Consider the following 19,578-nt stretch of genomic DNA (forward strand, 5'->3'; position numbering starts at 1 on the left):
CAGCGTCGGCAGCGTAGGCGCCGAACGCACCATCACCAACGTGGCGGCTGGCCGGATTTCCGGCAGCTCGACCGATGCCATCAACGGCTCGCAGTTGTTCGCCACCAACCAGGCCATCGCGGCCATCGCGGCCAGCACGCCCGTTCACTACTTCAGCGTGAACGATGGTGGCACGCAACAGGCTAACTATCTCAACGACGGCGCGACGGCGCCTTTTGCCATTGCGATTGGGAGCAATGCCACCGCGACAGGGTCTTATGGGACTGCGGTTGGTGAGGGCGCCACAGCTATCGGCGATTGGGCGACGGCTTATGGTAATGACGCCAATGCGGGTACCACCACGGCCACGGCCATCGGTGCAGGCACCAGCGCCACAGCCACATTCGCGTTCGGCGCGGGTTTCCAGGCCACTGCCAGCGGGGTGTCGTCCACGGCAGTGGGCCTGCACGCCAACGCATCGGGTGAGAGCGGTATCGCGGTAGGCACCGACGCTGCGTCCACGGGGACCTACGCCATAGCGATCGGGCGCAACGCCAGCGCAACGGGATCTCACGGGACGGCCGTCGGTGAGGGCGCAACAGCCATCGGCGATTGGGCGACGGCGTACGGCAACGGCGCCAATGCAAGCACCACCACGGCCACCGCCATCGGCGGGGGCACCAGCGCCACCGCCACGTTCGCATTCGGCGCGGGTTACCAGGCCACCGCAGGCGGGATAGCGTCCACGGCTGTGGGTCTGCACGCCAATGCAACGGGTGAGAGCAGCATCGCCATAGGCACGGATGCCGTCGCCGATTCCGACGAGGCAGTCGCCATCGGCCGGGGCTCCGTCGCCACCGGCGGTCGCGCCGTGGCCATCGGCTCGGGCAATGTCGCCAACGGCGATGGCGCGGTGGCCATTGGCGATCCCAATACCGCGACTGGTAATGGTGCGATTGCCTCGGGCCTGGACAACACCGCCACCGGCAACGGCTCGGTGGCGATGGGCAACACCAATATGGTCGGCGGCGGCGGCCAGGCGGTCAGCACGCCGGGCACCGCCGCACAGGGCGCGGTGGGTATCGGCTACCAGAACACGGTGATCGGCCAGGGCAGCGTGGCCCTCGGCAGCACCAGCAGCGCGCTGGCCGCCGGCGCGGTCGCTTTCGGCGATACCGCGGTGGCCAACAATGCCGGCGATGTGGCGCTGGGCTCGGGCTCGGTGACCGATACCGCGGTGGCCACGGCCAGCACGGTCATCGACGGGGTGACCTACAACTTCGCCGGCACTACGCCGACCAGTACGGTCAGCGTGGGTGCGGTGGGTAGCGAACGCACGATCACCAACGTGGCAGCGGGCCGGATCTCCGATACCTCGACCGATGCGATCAACGGTTCACAGCTGTATGCGACCAACCAGGCGATCGAAGCAGTCGCCACGACCGCCAGCGCCGGCTGGAACCTTAGCGCGCAGGGCGCCAACGCGACCAATGTGGCGCCGGATGAAACGGTCGACCTGAACAACAGCGACGGCAACATTGTCGTGTCGAAGACCGCGACCGACGACGACGTCACCTTCGACCTGGCTGCTGATATCACGGTCGACAGCGTGACCGCGGGCGGCACGGTGCTGAACACCAATGGCCTGACCATTGCCGGTGGCCCCAGCGTGACCACCACCGGCATCAACGCTGGCGGTCTGGTCATCAGCAACGTCGCCCCGGGCGTGGCCGGCACCGATGCGGTCAACGTCGACCAGCTGACCTCCGTAAGCACCGCCGGCCTGAACTTCACCGGCAATGACAACACCGCCGGCGACGTGCACCGCGACCTGGGCCAGACCTTGGCCATTCAGGGCGGCGCCAGCACGGCCGGCACCTACAGCGGCGGCAACCTGCGCACGGTCACCGACCCGGTCACCGGCGCCATCCAGCTGCAGATGGCCGACTCGCCGGTGTTCGGCGCCACCACCGTCAACGCCGGCGGTACTGGCATCATCAGCGGCGTGACCGCCGGTGTGGCCGATACCGATGCCGTCAACGTCAGCCAGTTGAACGCCATTGGCGACATCGCCAATGCGGGCTGGAATATCAGCGCGCAGGGTGCCAACGCGACCAACGTCGCCCCGGACGAAACCGTTGACCTCAACAACAGCGACGGCAACATTGTCGTGTCGAAGACCGCGACCGACGACGATGTCACCTTCGACCTGGCCGCTGACATCACCGTGGACAGCGTCACCGCTGGCAACAGCGTGCTGAACACCAGCGGCCTGACCGTCGATGACGGCGTCAACAGCACCAGCGTCGGCTCGACCGGCCTGGTCATCACCGGTGGCCCCAGCGTGACCACCACCGGCATCGATGCCGGCAGTCTGGTCATCAGCAACGTCGCCCCCGGCGTGGCCGGCACCGATGCGGTCAACGTGGATCAGCTGACTTCCGTCAGCACCGCCGGCCTGAACTTCACCGGCAATGACAACACCGCCGGCGACGTGCACCGCGACCTGGGCCAGACCTTGGCCATCCGGGGCGGCGCCAGCACCGCCGGCACCTACAGCGGCGGCAACCTGCGCACGGTCACCGACCCGGCCACCGGCGCCATCCAGTTGCAGATGGCCGACTCGCCGGTGTTCGGCGGCACCACCGTCAACGCCGGCGGTACTGGCATCATCAGCGGCGTGACCGCCGGTGTGGCCGATACCGATGCCGTCAACGTCAGCCAGTTGAACGCCATTGGCGACATCGCCACTGCCGGCTGGAACCTCAGCGCGCAAGGCGCCAATGCCACCAATGTGGCGCCGGATGAAACGGTCGACCTGAACAACAGCGACGGCAACATCGTGGTCAGCAAGAACGCGACCGACGACGACGTCACCTTCGACCTGGCCGACGACATCACCGTCGACAGCGTGACCGCCGGCGGCACGGTGCTGAACAGCAATGGCCTGACCATTGCCGGTGGCCCCAGCGTGACCACCACCGGCATCAACGCTGGCGGTCTGGTCATCAGCAACGTCGCGCCCGGCGTGGCGGGGACCGACGCGGTCAACGTGGATCAGTTGACCGCGGTAGGCAACATCGCCAATGCCGGCTGGAACATCACCGACGGTACCAACAGCGGCAATATCGCGCCGAACGAGACGCTGACGGTGGCGGCGGGCAGCAACGCCACGGTGGTCTATGACGACAGCACCGGCACGATGACCGTCGGCGTGGTGGCCGATCCCAGCTTCAACAGCATCACGGTTGGCGATACGGTCATCAATGACGGCAGCATCAGCTTCACCAGCGGCGGTCCCAGCATCACCAATATCGGCATCGATGCCGGCAATACCACCATCACCAACGTGGCAGCCGCCGTCAACAACACCGATGCGGTCAACCTGGAGCAGGTGACCAACCTGGTGGAGGGGGCGACCACGCGCTACTACAGCGTCAACGACAACGGCGTGCAGGGCGGCAACTACAACAATGATGGCGCCACCGGCATCAACGCGATGGCGGCCGGCGTGGGCGCAAGTTCCGCCGGTGCGCAGGGCGTGGCATTGGGCAACAACGCCAGCGTGATCACGGATGGCGGGGTGGCGCTGGGCTCGGGTTCCCTTTCCGACCGTGTGGTCGCGCCGCAGTCCGGCGGCATCATTGCCGGTACCGGCCTGATTCCGTACAACACCACCGACAAGACGTTGCTGGGCGCCGTGTCGGTGGGTACCGACACCTCTTATCGCCAGATCACCAACGTCGCCGACGGCACCGAAGATCAGGACGCGGTGACGCTGCGCCAGTTGAGGAATGGACTGAGTTCGTTCGCGGTAACGCCCACCATGTACTTCCACGCCAACTCGACGGCGCCCGATTCGCTGGCGATCGGCGCCGAGTCGGTGGCCATCGGCCCGAACACCACGGTCAATGGCGACAACGGCATCGGTATGGGCAATGGCGCGCTGGTGCAGCAGACGGCGCCGGGCGGTATTGCGATTGGCCAGGACACCATCGTCAATTTTGCCGATGGCGTCGCGCTGGGCACCAACGCGGTTACCAACGGCATCCAGGCCATGGCGCTGGGCGCAGGCGCCACCGCCAACGAGCCGGGCAGCGTCGCGCTGGGTGCCGGTTCGGTGACAGCGGTGGCGGTGGCGACGCCCAGCACGACGATCGACGGGGTGACCTACAACTATGCCGGCACCGCGCCGACCAGCACGGTCAGCGTGGGCGCGGCGGGTACCGAGCGCACCATCACCCATCTGGCGGCCGGTCGCATCTCGGCCGACAGCACGGATGCGGTCAACGGCTCGCAGCTGTTCGCGGCCCACCAGTCGATCGAGAACCTCAGCACCCGGATCGATGCCAGTGCAACCCACTACTACAGCGTCAACGACAACGGCGTGGTAGGCGGCAACTACAACAACGACGGCGCCACCGGCATCAATTCGCTGGCCACCGGCGTGGATTCGGCGGCGTCCGGGGATGCCTCCGTGGCCATCGGTTTTGGCGCCACCGCTGCCGATGCCAACAGCGTGGCGCTGGGTTCGAATGCGACGACGGCGGCAGCGGTGGGAACGGCGAGCATCGTCATCGGCGGAACCACCTACAACTTCGCCGGTACCGCGCCGGTCGGAACCGTCAGCGTGGGTGACGTGGGCGCCGAGCGCACCATCACCAACGTGGCGGCCGGCCGCATCGGCGCCGACAGCACGGATGCGGTCAACGGTTCGCAGCTGCACGCGACCAACCAGGCCATCGCCAATCTGAGCAACACGGTCAATGCTTCCACGGCGCACTACTACAGCGTCAACGACGGTGGCGTGCAGGGCGGCAACTACAACAACGATGGCGCCAGCGGCGTCAACGCGGTGGCCTCCGGCGTCAATGCCGCGGCCAGCGGCCAGGGCAGCGTTGCGGTGGGCGCCAACAGCAATGCCGCCGGTGCGGGCTCGGTGGCGGTGGGCTCGGGGTCGCAGTCCACGGTGGCCGGCGGTGTCGCCATCGGCGCCGATTCGGTCTCCAGTACGGCCGCCGGCGTTGCCGGTTATGTGCCTGCGGGTGCGACCGCCGGACAGGCAGCCGCCATTGCCGCCACCACCAGCACTTCCGGCGCGGTCAGCGTGGGCGATGCCAGCAGCGGCCTGTACCGCCAGATCACCGGCGTGGCTGCCGGTACCGCGGCCAGCGATGCGGTCAATGTCGCGCAGTTGCAGGCGGTGCAGAACCAGCTCAACGCCACCGCAACCCACTACTACAGCGTCAACGACGGCGGCGTGCAGGGCGGCAACTACAACAACGATGGCGCCACCGGCGTGAACTCCATGGCCGGCGGCGTCAACTCCACCGCCAGCGGCAGCAACAGTGTGGCACTGGGCGCCAACAGCAACGCTTCGGCGGCCAATTCGGCGGCGTTGGGTTCCGGCTCGCAGGCCACGCACGTCAACAGCGTGGCCATCGGCAACGGCTCGGCCACCACCGTTGGCGCGCAGACCGGCTACAACGCCGCCTACGTGGGCAGCAGCAACTCGACCGGCGAAGTGAACATGGGCGGACGCACGATTACCGGCGTGGCGCCCGGCATCGCCGGCACCGACGCGGTCAACGTCAACCAGTTGAACGCAGGCGTGAACCACGCCGTCAACCAGGCCAACCAGTACACCGACATGCGCCTGGCCGAACTGGACAACGACGTGTGGACGATGGAGCGCGGCTACCGCGGCGCGACTTCGTCGGCGATGGCCATGGCCGGCCTGCCGCAGGCCTACCTGCCGGGCAAGAGCATGCTGGCGGTGGGTTTTGGCGGATACCAGGGCGAGTACGGGATGGCGGTCGGCCTGTCGGGCATCACCGACAACGGCCGCTGGGTCTACAAGGCTTCGGCCAGCGGCAACACCTCGCGCGATTGGGGCTTCTCGGTAGGCGCCGGGATCCAGTGGTAGCTCCCCGGAGCGGCAGGCCAACGCAGCACCCACCCCAGGCACGGCCTGCCGCTCCATCTACCGCCGGTACAGATTGCGGGCGGCGGAAGTTTCAGGACATGAAGAACCGACCAGGGCATCCGACCAGCCACCGATATCCAGAGACGACATTCAAGAGGCGACAGAGACATGGACATCAGGAATAACTCCGCGCGAATCACCCGATTTGCGCTATGCGCCCTCATCGCAGCCGCTGTGCTGCCGGCCTGCACCAGGCATGTAAGCCGCGGCATCGCGCCGGACGCCCAGGCGGACGAAGTGATCTTCCCGTCCGCCGACAATGTCGTGCTCAAGGAAGGCACCTTCCCCAACCTGGACAATCTGCGCCAGATCGGCCCGGGCCTCAGCAAGGATCAGTTGTACGACTTGATTGGCCGGCCGCATTTTCGCGAAGGCTACGCTGCCCGCGAGTGGGACTACCTGTTCCACTTCCGCCAAGGCGGCAAGATCGTCACCTGCCAGTACAAGGTGATTTTCGACAAGGATTACCTGGGCCAGGCTTTCCACTGGTCGCCTGCCGGATGCGCCGATCTGCTGAAGACCGATGCGCCCGGGGCGGATGCGCCGGTTGCCCGCGCGCCGCAGCGCTTCGAGCTTTCCGCCGACGCGCTGTTCGCCTTCGGCCGTTCCGATCTGAAGGATATCCAGCCGCGGGAACGCGAAGAGTTGGCCGCCATCGCCAGCCAGCTGAAGGACTCCAAGGCGGCCATCATCCAGGTGATCGGACATACCGATCGCATTGGAAGCGAAGCGGCCAACCAGGCGTTATCGCAACGCCGGGCACAGACCGTGCGCGAGTTCCTGATCCAGAATGGCGTGGCGGCGGATGGTCTCAGCGCGCATGGGGTAGGGGAGTCGCAACCGGTGAAGCAATGCGCCGATTCGCTGCCGCATGACGAACTGGTGGCCTGCCTGCAGCCCAACCGCCGCGTCGAAGTGGCTGTCATGGGATTCCAATAGCACCGCGGCGTTGCTTTCAACGCAGTGCGGCCTGAACCTTGTATCGAGGCATTCGAATGAAAAAGCTGGTTTCTGCAATCGGAATTCTGCTGCTGCTGACCACCGGCGTTGTGGCCGCGCAACAACCGCCATCGGCGGCGCGCCCGGCCGCCGGCGCCATAGATCCCAATGCGATACGCGATGCGGGGCTGCGCGTGGCCACGGCGGTGGACGCCGGGCAGGTGGCCGCGTTATGGGATGAATCCTCGGCCGTTACCAAGAAGACGGTGACGCGCGATGCGTTCGTCGCCGGCATCAACCGCTCCCGCCAGCCGCTGGGAAAAACCGCCAACCGCAACTGGCTTTCGGTACGCCGCCAGTCCGGCGACGGCGCCGCGTTGCCGCAGGGCCTGTACGCATCGGCCGAGTTCCTGGCCGAATTCGCCGGCAAGCCGCCGGTACGCGAACTGGTGTCGTTCCGGCTGGACGAGGACGGTACCTGGCGCTTCGCCGGCTACGCCGTACAGCCGTGACGGTTAAGCGAATCGACGCTGGCTTTCGGGCGCCGTACGCCATCGCTCGAAATGGTTGAAAGAAGTTCCCCCTTGCAGGTCGCCGAGCGGCCTGCAAGCCCTAACCGGATGTCCGGGCCATCCGCAATATGTCCAGCAACTGCTGCTCGGTAAACGGCTTGGGCAATCGGGTGATGCCGTGTTCGTCGGGAAGCGTGGAAAAACGGTCGGAGATCAGCGTCCGCTGCGCCTTCGGCAGCATGTTGCCAATCTGCCGCAGCAGCATCAGCCCATCGGTATCGGGGATGTCGTAGTCGGCGATCACGGCGTCGATGGCCGCGGTGGACTGCAACAGGCGGGAAATCGCCTCGTCGCCATGGCGGGTGGCGATGAGACGGCAGCTGTGCGCGGTCAACGTCGTTTCCAGAAGCTGCAGGATCTCCTGGTCATTGACCACCAGCAGGATGCACCGCTGCTCGGCCGCAGCCGCTTCAGCCGCGGGGTCGTGCGGCGCCAGCGGCAGGTGCAGACAGATGCGCGTGCCCTGGCCGGGCGCACTGTCCACTTCAATATCGCCGCCGACGTCGGCGATGAAACGGTGCACGATCGCCATGCCGATACCGGTCCCCTTGTCCTTGGGCTTGGTGGTGAAGAAAGGCTCGAACAGACGGGCGACGACGTCCTGGGTCATGCCGATACCGGTGTCAATCATATGCACAAGCGCATGCGTGCCGCTTGACTCGATGCTCAGCGTGAACTGGCCCCCCTGCGGCATGGCATCGCAGGCATTGCTGGCCATGTTGAGCAGCGCAAGTTCCAGTTCATCGCGATCCATCTCCACCGCCAGGCCGCGCGGAGGTATGTCCAGCTGCACCTGGATGCCATCATGGAACATCGGCAGAATCAGCGAGCGCATTTCTTCGACGGCTTCGGCCAGATCGAACCTGGACACCTGCTTGGCCTGCGTGCGGCTGAAGCTCAGCAGGCGGCGGGTGACCACGGCGCCGCGCCGCGCCGCCTGGCGAATCCCGGGCAGGATGGCGTCGACGGGGATGCCGCGCTTGCCCAGCGGCGTGGCCAGCCCCAGGATGATGCTGAGGATGTTGTTGAAATCGTGGGCGGCGCCGGTGGAAAGCCGGCCGATGGTTTCCATTCTCTGTGCGTGCAGCAGGCGGGCGTAGGCGCGCTCCTTTTCGTCGATCTCGCGCTCCAGCTCCATGCAGGTTGCATTGAGCTCCTCGCTGCGCTGAATCGCCCGTTGCGAGGACAGGATCAGCCGGTCCAGGATCACCGCCAGGACCAGGAAGTTCATCCCGGAAAGGAACAGGTTCGGCAACACCTCGGCTGCGGCGGCCGCGTTGGTCGCATGCGCCAGATCCACCCACGCGCCGATCGCCAGCGCAACCGCATTGGCCGCGGCAGTCCACCAGACCGCAGTCCTTCCCAGCAACAGGCCGGCAAACAACAACGGCATCAGATGCGTCATCTGCAGGCCGGACTGCGCCTGCAGTCCGTAGGTCAGGTAGGTGAACCCGATCAGGGACAGGCTGCCGATGACGGTCAGGCTGGCCGAAAGCCGGAACAGCCCTTTGCGCAACAGCCAGAAGCAGCCCCATGCGTACAGGCTGATGGTCAGCGCGATGAAGCTTTCGCGGCGTTCGGCCACGTCCGCGGCCGTGCAGGAAACGACCGCCATCGTCAACGCCGTCGCGCCGATGATGGCAAGTATGGTCTGAAGCATCAGCGCATTGCGTCTGTCCTGCGGTGCTGCAACGGGAACACGCCCCATCCAGCCGAGGAGGCGGCGGCCAATATCCAGCGAGGCTTCATGGGAGGACATTGGCGAAATGGTACCGGTACTTGCCTGCGGCCGCACCGGAGCCGCGCTCCGGGGCGGCGCCGGGCCAGCCGCCGGGATGACGTTCTGGCTTGTTCCGCGCCGGGTCAGGCATTGAAGATATAGCCGACACCGCGGATGGCCATCAGCGGAAGCTGCTGCCCGGTCACCCGCAGCACCTTGGCGCGGAAGCGGTGGATCAGCATTTCCAGCTTGTTGGGAGTGAACGTACGAATCTCGCCCATCAGGCGCGAAGCCAGTTCGTCCCGGTGCACCGTCTTGCCGCCGGCGGCAATGAGGACATTGACGATGATCCGCTCGGGAGGGGAAAGAATGACCGCGCGGTCGTCCGGCGCCAGCAGGTGCCAGCCGTTGCCGGAGAGCCGCCAGTTGGTTGCCGCCTTGATCTGGGCGTCGGCCGCATTGCCGGGGCCATCGCCGACCCTGCGGATGATGGTGCGTACCCAGGCGAGCAGCACGTCGCTGTCTATAGGCTTGGAGAGATAGGCGTCGGCGCCGCTGGAAAGGCCGCGGATACGGTCGGCATCGGAGTCCATGCCGGTGAGGATGATGATCGCGGCCTTGGTCAGCGAACGCAGGTGCTTTATCGAGCGGAATCCGTCTTCGTCCGGCAGGCCGATATCGAGCAGGATAAGGTCGAAGCTCTGGCCGGCCAGGCAGCGATACATTTCCAGCGCCGTGCCGACGCCGGTGCAGGCATAGCCCGCATCGGCAAAGGCGGGAAGCAGCACGGCGTTCCGCAGATCGTCGTCGTCCTCCACCACCAGCAGGCGGTACCGCTGCATCTGCAAGGAAGCGCGGCGGGGCTGCTGCCTGGGCGGTGCCGGGACGGCAGCGGAGCGGCAGTCCTCATCGACGGCGCTGGAGATGGCGGGAAGTGTCGAATGGGTCATGGACGTCTCTCGTGTGCGGTGCCATCCAATGGCGCGAGTGGCCAAACAGCAGGACGAAGAGTGAATGGACTACTGGGATAACCGTCACGCAACAGAAAAATTCTTCCCGTCATCAAGATTACATTCTATATCCGACTCCCTCTTGCCAAGGCAAGCACTACATCCATGTAGTTGCTTCGGCATGTGACTTTCGCCACGCCTGCGCTCTGTTTTTGCAGAGCGGGTCGCAATCAGGACCGCTTGGAGCAGCGGCATGACATCAATGTCATGCAATGCAATGCAATTTTTCGAAAAGATCATTTCCTTGCGGCCATCCGATCGCCTGCCTAGATTCGGCCGCGATTGTCGGTGAGTGCCTTCGTTGCAGATGCAACGATTCCCGAATCCATCGGCGGGCTCATCGCAATCGGAAGCATCGCCAGCCAATGACGCGTGCGGCTCTGCATGGCGCACCGGTCGAATGACGTAATCCAGGGGAGGGAACGCGTGAATTCCACGTCTCAGCATCAGGTGGCGCAGTCCAATCGCCCTGGCATATTTCCTTTCGTTCTGGCCGCACTCGCGGCGGTAGGCACGCTTGTCGGCGTGCCGGCCCTGGCCCAGTCCTCCGTCACCAACGTGGCACGCATCGCCAATCCGTCCGGCGTGCCCTGCGTGGACGCCGATACCAATCCGAACTGCGAGCGTACCGACAACGCGGTGGTCGACATCACGCCGTTGCCAATCATCAGTTCGTCTAAAGCCGCAGCTCCCGCCAGCGATGCGACGGTAAACCCGGGCGATACCATCACCTATACGGTCAGCACCACGGTGGCGGATGGGTCCACCACGGCGGATTTCCAACTGATCGACACGGCCAGTGCCGGACTGACGCTGGGGACGATCACCACGCAAGCACCGGAGTTCGGCGGCAGCTGCGCTGTCTCGGGGCAAACGTTGACGTGTGCGTTGCCGTCGGGCACGGCGGTGGGCACCTATGACGTCAGCTATACCGCCACCGTCAACGCGAACGCGACCGGTACGGTCGACAATCAGGTCGCGATCTCCGGCGGCGGGGATCCGGATCCGCTCTGCGATCCGTGCTCCACGCAGCACACCATCATCCCGGCCGCGGTCACCCGCGCCAAGACCAGCAACCCGGCCTCCGGTTCTTCGGTGGAAGTGGGCGATACCATCACTTATACCCTGACGCTGACCGTCGCCGGCTCCGCCACCACGCAGTTGGAAGCGTTGCAGGACACCTTGGGAACCGGCCTGAGCTTTGGTTCCATCGTCAGCCAGTCGGCAGAATTCGCCGGCAGTTGCGCCGGTTCCGGTCAGGCGCTGACCTGTTCGCTGCCGTCGGGCACGCTGCCGGGCGTCTACGAGGTCGTATACACGGCTACCGTTGCCGCTGGCGCGACCGGTTCGCTGAGCAATACGGTGAACGACTGCGCGGCGATCGGCGACACCTGTGGCACCAGCCATGAAGTGTCCGCCGTGACGGTCGCCAAGTCGGCCAGTCCCGCCGATGGCGCGTCGGTGGAAGCCGGCGACACCGTCACCTATACGCTGACCTATACCGTGACCGGCGGCGCTTCCACCGAAGCCAAGACCGCCAACGACCAATTGGGTGCAGGTCTGACGTTCGGTGCTGTCGGTGCGATCAGCGATCCGGCCCAGCTGAGCTGCACCGGCGGTTCGCCGATGGCCTGCACCTTGGCCACTGGCGCACCCGCCGGCACCTACACGGTCGAGTACACCGCCACTGTCGATGCGAATGCCAGCGGTAGCGTGAGCAACACGGTGACCGGTGTCGACTGTGCCACCGCGGGCGGCTGCGAGACCACCCACGATGTGTCGTCCGTCACCGTCGCCAAGTCGGCCAACCCGGCCAGCGGTGCGTCGGTGGAAGCCGGCGACACCATCACCTATACGTTGACCTATACCGTGACCGGCGGCGCTTCCACCGAAGCCAAGACCGCCAACGATCAGCTGGGCGCGGGCCTGACTTTCGGCGCCATTGGCACGATCAGCGATCCGACCCAGCTGAGCTGCACCGGCAGCTCGCCGATGGCCTGCACGCTGGCGGCCGGCGCACCGGCCGGCAGCTACACGGTGCAATACACCGCCACGGTCGATGCGGGCGCCGCCGGCAACGTAAGCAACACGGTGACCGGCGTCGATTGCGCCACCGCGGGCGGTTGCGAGACCAGCCACGAAGTGTCGGCGGTGACGGTCGCCAAGTCGGCCAGCCCGGCTACCGGTGCATCGGTGGAAGCCGGCGACACCATCACCTACACGTTGACGTTCGACGTCACCGGCGGTGCATCCACCGAAGCCAAGACCGCGAACGACCAGTTGGGCGCGGGCCTGACCTTCAGCGCCGTGGGCGCAATCAGCGATCCGACCCAGCTGAGCTGCACCGGCGGCTCGCCGATGGCCTGCACGCTGTCGGCCGGCGCACCGGCCGGCAGCTACACCGTGCAATACACCGCCACGGTCGATGCGGGCGCCACCGGCACCGTCACCAACAGCGTGAGCGGCGTCGATTGCGCCACGACGGGCGGTTGCACCACTTCGCATGAGCTGTCTTCGGTCACCGTAGCCAAGTCGGCCAGCCCGGCCACGGGCACGTCGGTGGAAGCCGGCGACACCATCACCTACACGTTGACGTTCGACGTAACCGGCGGCGTGTCCACCGAAGCCAAGACCGCCAACGACCAATTGGGTACGGGCCTGACATTCGGTGCGGTCGGCGCGATCAGCGACCCGGCCCAGCTGAGCTGCACCGGGGGTTCGCCGATGACGTGCACGCTGGCGCAAGGCGCGCCGGCGGGCACCTACACCGTGCAGTACACCGCCACGGTCGATGCGGGCGCCACCGGCACCGTCACCAACACCGTGAGCGGCGTCGACTGCGCCACCGTGGGCGCTTGCACCACCACGCACGAATTATCTTCGGTCACGGTCGCCAAGTCGGCCAGCCCGGCCACGGGCGCGTCGGTGGAAGCGGGCGACACCATCACCTATACGCTGACCTACACCGTGAGCGGCGGCGCGTCCACCGAAGCCAAGACCGCCAACGACCAACTGGGCGCGGGCCTGAGCTTCGGCGCGGTGGGTGCGATCAGCGACCCGGGCCGGCTGAGCTGCACCGGCGGCTCGCCGATGGCGTGCACGCTGGCTGCCGGCGCACCGGCGGGCACCTACACCGTCCAATACACCGCCACCGTCGATGCCGGTGCTACCGGCAGCGTCACCAATACGGTGACTGGTGTCGATTGCGCGACCGCCGGTGGTTGCGAGACCAGTCACAACCTGTCGTCCGTCACCGTGGCCAAGTCGGCCAATCCCGCCAACGGCGCCTCGGTGGAAGCCGGCGATACCATCACCTACACATTGACCTACAACGTGACCGGTGGTCCGTCGCCGGTGGCCAAGACCGCCACCGATCAACTTGGAGCAGGCCTGAGCTTCGGAGCCTTGGGCGCGATCAGCGACCCGGGCCAGCTGAGCTGCACCGGCGGTTCGCCGATGGCGTGCACGCTGGCCGCCGGCGCACCCGCCGGCACCTATACCGTTCAGTACACCGCCACCGTCGATGCCAATGCCACCGGCATCGTCACCAACACGGTGAGCGGCGTCGACTGCGCCACGGCCGGCGGTTGCACTACCACCCACGTGCTGTCGGCGGTGACCGTCGCCAAGTCGGCCAATCCCGCCAACGGCACCTCGGTGGAAGCCGGCGAAACCATCGGCTACACGCTGACCTTCACCGTGCTGGATGCGGCATCGTCAGAAGCCAAGACCGCCACCGATCAACTGGGCGCGGGCCTGACCTTCGGCAGCGTCGGCGCCATCAGCGACCCGGGCCAGCTGAGCTGCACCGGCGGTTCGCCGATGGCCTGCACGCTGGCGGCCGGCGCACCGGCGGGCACCTATACCGTTCAGTACACCGCCACCGTCGATGCGAGTGCCGCAGGCAGCCTCACCAACACCGTGAGCGGCGTAACCTGTGCCACGACGGATGGCTGCACCACCTCGCACGATGTGTCGGCGGTGACCGTGGCCAAGTCGGCCAGCCCGGCCAGCGGCGCATCGGTCGAAGCCGGCGACACCATCACCTATACGCTGACCTACAACGTCACCGGAGGCGCTTCTGCGGAAGCGAAGACCGCCAACGATCAATTGGGCACCGGTCTGACCTTCGGTGCGGTCGGTGCAATCAGCGATCCGGGCCAACTGAGCTGCACCGGCGCTTCGCCGATGGCGTGCACGCTGGCCGCCGGCGCTCCGGTAGGCACCTACACCGTGCAATACACCGCGACGGTCGACGCTGGCGCCACGGGTAGCGTCACCAACACCGTCAGCGGCGTCGACTGCACCACGGCCGGTGGCTGCACCACCGCGCACGATCTGTCTTCGGTCACTGTCGCCAAGTCGGCGAGCCCGGCCAGCGGCGCATCGGTGGAAGCCGGCGACACCATCACCTATACGCTGACCTATACGGTGACCGGTGGTCCGTCTTCGGAAGCGAAAATCGCCAACGACCAACTGGGCGCAGGCCTGACCTTCGGTGCCGTGGGCACGATCAGCGATCCCGGCCAGCTGAGCTGCACCGGCGCTTCGCCGATGGTATGCACGCTGGCGCAAGGCGCACCGGCGGGCAGTTACACCGTGCAGTACACCGCCACGGTCGATGCGGGTGCCACGGGTAGCGTCACCAACACGGTGAGCGGCGTCGATTGCGCCACCGCGGGCGGCTGCACGACCTCGCACGATGTGTCGGCCGTGACGGTGGCCAAGTCGGCCAATCCCGCCAATGGCACCTCGGTGGAAGCCGGCGACACCATCACCTATATGCTGACCTACACCGTGACCGGCGGTTCGTCGCCGGAAGCCAAAACCGCCAACGACCAGTTGGGCGCAGGTCTGACCTTTGGTGCCGTGGGCGCGATCAGCGATCCCGGCCAGCTGAGCTGCGCTGGCGGTTCGCCGATGGCCTGCACGCTGGCGGCCGGCGCACCGGCAGGCACCTATACGGTGGAATACACCGCCACGGTCAATGCCGGTGCGACGGGCGCACTGACCAATACGGTGAGCGGCGTGACCTGCGCCAGTGCCGGCGCTTGCACCACCTCGCACGATGTCTCGACCGTGACGGTGGCCAAGTCGGCGAGTCCGGCCAGTGGCGCGTCGGTGGAAGCCGGCGACACCATCACCTACACGCTGACCTACACCGTGACCGGTGGCGCATCCACGGAAGCCAAGACCGCGAACGATCAACTGGGTACCGGACTGACCTTCGGCGCGATCGGCAGCATCAGCGACGCCAGCCGCCTCAGCTGCACCGGGGCTTCGCCGCTGGTGTGCACGCTGGCGGCCGGCGCACCGGCAGGCAGCTACACCGTGCAATACACCGCGACGGTGGATGCTGGAGCAAGCGGCGCCGTCACCAACACGGTGACGGGTGTGCCGTGCACCACCGCAAGCGGCTGTACCACCACCCACGACCTGTCTTCGGTCACCGTGGCCAAGTCGGCCAGCCCAGCCACCGGCACGTCGGTGGAAGCCGGCGACACCATCACCTACACGTTGACCTATACCGTGACCGGTGGTGCGTCCACCGAAGCCAAGACCGCCAACGATCAACTCGGCGCAGGCCTGGTCTTCGGTGCGGTGGGCGCGATCAGCGATGCCAGCCGGTTGAACTGCACCGGCAGCTCACCGATGACGTGCACGCTGGCGACCGGCGCACCGGCAGGCACCTACACCGTGCAGTACACCGCCACCGTCGGCGCGGACGCCTCCGGCGCCGTGACCAACACTGTGGGCGGCATCGACTGCGCCACTGCGGGCGGCTGCACCACCTCGCACGACATCTCGGCGGTGACGGTGGCCAAGACGGCCAATCCGGCCAGCGGTACGTCGGTGGAAGCCGGCGACACCATCACCTATACGCTGACCTATACCGTCATCGGTGGCGCGTCCACCGAAGCCAAGACCGCCAACGATCAACTGGGCGCCGGCTTGACCTTCGGTGCGGTGGGCGCGATCAGCGACCCCAGTCAGCTGAGCTGCACCGACGGTTCGCCGATGGCCTGTACCTTGGCTGCCGGCGCACCGGCAGGCACCTACACGGTGGAATACACCGCCACGGTCAATGCCGATGCAACGGGCGCTTTGACCAATACGGTAAGCGGCGTGACCTGCGCGGCGACCGGCAGTTGCACCACGTCGCACGACGTATCGACGGTAACAGTGCAGAAGACCGCGGCCCCCGCCAACGGCTCGTCGGTGGAAGCCGGCGACACCATCACCTACACGCTGACCTACACCGTGGTCGGTGGCGCTACGACGGAAGCCAAGACCGCCAGCGATCAGCTGGGTGCGGGCCTGACCTTTGGCGCCATCGGGACCATCAGCGATGCCAGCCGCCTCAGCTGCACCGGGGCTTCGCCGCTGGTATGCACGCTCGCGGCCGGCACTCCGGCGGGCACCTATACGGTGGAATACACCGCTACCGTCAACGCCGATGCCACCGGCGCGGTAACCAACACGGTGACCGGCGTACCTTGCGCCGCGGCCGATGGCTGCACCACATCGCACGACATCTCGGCGGTGACGGTGGCCAAGTCCGCCAACCCGGCCAGCGGCGCATCGGTGGAAGCCGGCGACACCATCACCTATACGCTGACCTACACTGTCACCGGCGGTGCATCGTCCGAGCCGAAACCCGCCACCGACCAGTTGGGCGCTGGTCTGACCTTCGGTGCGGTGGGAACCATCAGCGACGCAGGCCAGCTGAGCTGCACCGGTAGCGTGCCGATGGTCTGCACCCTGGCGCAGGGTGCGCCGGCGGGCACCTATACGGTCGAATACACCGCTATCGTCAACCCCGATGCCGCCGGTACCGTCACCAACACGGTGAGCGGCGTCGACTGCGCCAGCGCAGACGGCTGCACGACATCGCATGACGTGTCGACGATAACGGTGCAGAAGAGCGCCAATCCCGCCAGCGGCACCCCGGTGACCGCGGGCGAGACCATCACCTACACCTTGACCTTCGTCGTAGATGGCGGCGCTTCCACTGAAGCCAAGGTCGCCAGCGATCAGTTGGGCGCCGGCCTGACCTTCGGAGCCATCGGGGCCGTCAGCGATGCCAGCCAGCTCAGCTGCGCCGGCGCATCGCCGATGACGTGCACATTGGCCGCGGGTGCGCCCGCCGGCACCTATACGGCCGAATACACCGCCACCGTGGACATGGCGGCTGTCGGTACCGTCACCAACACGGTCAGCGGCATCGCTTGCGCCACCACCGACGGTTGCACCACCTCGCACGACCTGCGCGCCAGCGTGGCGGTGATCAAGACGTCACTGCCCGATGTCGGCACTGAGGTGAGCGTGGGCGACACCCTCCAGTACACGCTGACCGCCACAGTCGAACACGGCACCACCGACAACGAAGTGCGCCTGACCGACACCCCCGGCGCAGGCCTGACCATCGGCGCGCTGCCGGCTGGCTGCGCGGCGGGGACCGGACAGATCGTCTGCACGCTGCCGGCGGGTACGGTCCCGGGTACCTACACCTTCGTCTACGACGCCACCATCGACGCATCCGCCAACGGCAGCGTCGCCAATGTGGTGGTGGCGACGCACAACAGCAGTTCCATCGAGGTCACCTGCGCCAGCTGCAACACACAGCACGTCGTGGTGGAGCGGCCGTCGCTGCGCGTAGCCAAGACCTCCAGCGTACGCGAGGCGCGTATTGGCGACCTGGTGCGCTACACCGTCACGGTGGAAAACGTCGGCGCCACCAATGCCAACAACGTCTCGCTGCTGGACACGCCGCCGGCCGGTTTCACCTACGTCGAAGGCTCGCTGTCGGTGGTGGATGGCGACAACGCCGCCACCACAAGCGGCCAGAACCCGATCCGCTTCGACGGCCTGGATATCGCCGCCGGACAATCGGCCACGCTGGTCTACCTGATGCGGGTCGGCGCCGGTGTGCGTCCGGGCGTGCACGTCAACCAGGCGCAGGCGGTGTCGTCCACCGGCACCCCGATCTCGAACATCGCCACGGCCGAGTTGACGCTGGCATCCGATCCGCTGATCGACGACAGCCTGATCTTCGGCACCGTGTTCAACGACCGCGACGGCGATGGCTGGCAGGACAACGCAGCGCTGACCGGCGTGCGCGTGCAGGGTGGCTTCGCGGCTGGCGCCTACGTGCCGAATTCGACTTCGATCGACCGCGGCCACGGTGCGCAACCGCTGTCGGATGCCAGCGCACCGCTGCTGCACGGCGTCGATGTGGGCGCCATCGCAGCGCGGCAGTCGGAAGCCGATCCGGTGGAGGCGCACCAAGTGGTCATTAGCCAGCGCCTGGCCGAGCCGAGCTTCACCGACGACTTCGTGCTGACCAGCGATCAAGGTGTGACCGTCCGCATGGACGCGGACGGCCGCACCACCGTGCAGAAGAGCGGCGAAGCGGCGAAGGGCTTGAATGCGGCCGCACCGACGGTGGAGCGCCGCATTGCGCAGGGCGAGGGCGGCTTTGTAGTCGACTACGTCATCAGCAATGACGGCATCGACGAGCGCGGCCTGCCGGGCGTGCGCATCGCCTCGGTCGAAGGCCTGTTGATCGAGACCGATCAGTTCGGCCGCTATCACCTGGTCGGCATTCCGGGCGGCGCCGCCAGCCGCGGCCGCAATTTCATCCTGAAGGTGGATCCGGCCACGCTGCCAGGCGGTACCCAGATGACCACCGACAATCCGCTGATCCGCCGCATCACCCCCGGGCTGCCGGTGCGCTTCGACTTTGGCGCGAAGATTCCGGTCGAAGAAATCCCCGGCGGCACGCGGCAGATCGATCTGGAACTGGGCGAAGTGATCTTCGCGCCCGGCAGCGCCGAAGTCCACGAGGCCTATCTGCCGGTGATCGCAAGCATCACCGCCAAGCTGGACGAATACCGTGGCGGAGACGTGGTGATCAGCGTCGACGGCGATGGCGATGCGCTGGCGTTCGACCGCGCCGCAGCGGTGAAGGCGGCGCTGATGCAACGGCTGCCGACCGAACTGGTCCCGGCCGTCAGCGTCAGCGTGCGCACCGATGCCAGCGACCCGGCCACCCGCGTCGCCGGGCTGGATGGCCAGGGCGCGTTGCTGGGTACGGTGCTGTTCGATACCGACCGTTCCGACATCCGTCCGGAGTTCGCGCCGCTGCTGGATCGCATCGCGGCCTATCTGGAGCAGGCCGGCGGCGGCACCGTATCGATCGTCGGACATGCCGATCTGCGGGCCTCGGATGCCTACAACCTTGCACTGGGCATGCGCCGCGCCCGCGCGGTCTACGAAGCCTTGGCCGCGCGGTTGAGCCCCGAAGTGCGAAGCCGGGTGCGTGTAGAGCCCGCCCGCAATCCGGCATCGACCGCAGCCGACAGCCAGTGA

At 66.7% G+C, this 19,578-nt stretch carries 6 protein-coding genes; 4 read left to right on the forward strand and 2 right to left on the reverse strand.

Annotation, left to right across the window (positions count from 1 at the left end):
- From CRO39_RS08050 to CRO39_RS08060, 3 genes are all read left to right on the forward strand, one after another.
- Positions 1-5,905, forward strand: a 5,905-nt coding sequence (locus CRO39_RS08050) for a YadA-like family protein (RefSeq protein WP_097121388.1), incomplete at its 5' end; no start/stop codon positions are given.
- A gap of 168 nt (positions 5,906-6,073) precedes the next feature.
- Complete coding sequence (locus CRO39_RS08055) at positions 6,074-6,904, forward strand: OmpA family protein (RefSeq protein ID WP_097121389.1); 831 nt, start codon at positions 6,074-6,076, stop codon at positions 6,902-6,904.
- 56 nt (positions 6,905-6,960) lie between these two features.
- Positions 6,961-7,416 (forward strand): DUF4019 domain-containing protein, encoded by a 456-nt coding sequence (locus CRO39_RS08060; RefSeq protein WP_097121390.1) that lies wholly within the window; start codon positions 6,961-6,963, stop codon positions 7,414-7,416.
- Positions 7,417-7,516: 100 nt separating this feature from the next.
- Here CRO39_RS08060 and CRO39_RS08065 read toward each other — a convergent pair whose 3' ends face one another.
- Together CRO39_RS08065 and CRO39_RS08070 are read right to left on the reverse strand one after the other, a co-directional pair.
- Complete coding sequence (locus CRO39_RS08065) at positions 7,517-9,136, reverse strand: hybrid sensor histidine kinase/response regulator (protein WP_162125972.1); 1,620 nt, start codon at positions 9,134-9,136, stop codon at positions 7,517-7,519.
- A 203-nt stretch (positions 9,137-9,339) separates the two neighbouring features.
- Positions 9,340-10,146 carry a response regulator transcription factor gene (locus CRO39_RS08070; RefSeq protein ID WP_097121392.1) on the reverse strand — a complete coding sequence of 269 codons (807 nt, stop codon included), beginning with the start codon at positions 10,144-10,146 and terminating at the stop codon, positions 9,340-9,342.
- 486 nt (positions 10,147-10,632) lie between these two features.
- On the opposite strand from CRO39_RS08070, the gene CRO39_RS08075 reads away from it, so the two are divergent.
- Positions 10,633-19,578 (forward strand): isopeptide-forming domain-containing fimbrial protein, encoded by an 8,946-nt coding sequence (locus tag CRO39_RS08075; protein ID WP_176520178.1) that lies wholly within the window; start codon positions 10,633-10,635, stop codon positions 19,576-19,578.

Source organism: Pseudoxanthomonas wuyuanensis (assembly GCF_900215535.1).
Classification (GTDB): Bacteria; Pseudomonadota; Gammaproteobacteria; order Xanthomonadales; family Xanthomonadaceae; genus Pseudoxanthomonas_A; species Pseudoxanthomonas_A wuyuanensis.

What these genes read in the sequence shown, in the direction of transcription:
- CRO39_RS08055 (WP_097121389.1), top strand. Translation starts at nt 6,074, where the DNA reads ATGGACATCAGGAATAACTCCGCGCGAATCACCCGATTTGCGCTATGC.
- CRO39_RS08060 (WP_097121390.1), top strand. Translation starts at nt 6,961, where the DNA reads ATGAAAAAGCTGGTTTCTGCAATCGGAATTCTGCTGCTGCTGACCACC.
- CRO39_RS08065 (WP_162125972.1), bottom strand. Translation starts at nt 9,136, where the DNA reads ATGCTTCAGACCATACTTGCCATCATCGGCGCGACGGCGTTGACGATG.
- CRO39_RS08070 (WP_097121392.1), bottom strand. Translation starts at nt 10,146, where the DNA reads ATGACCCATTCGACACTTCCCGCCATCTCCAGCGCCGTCGATGAGGAC.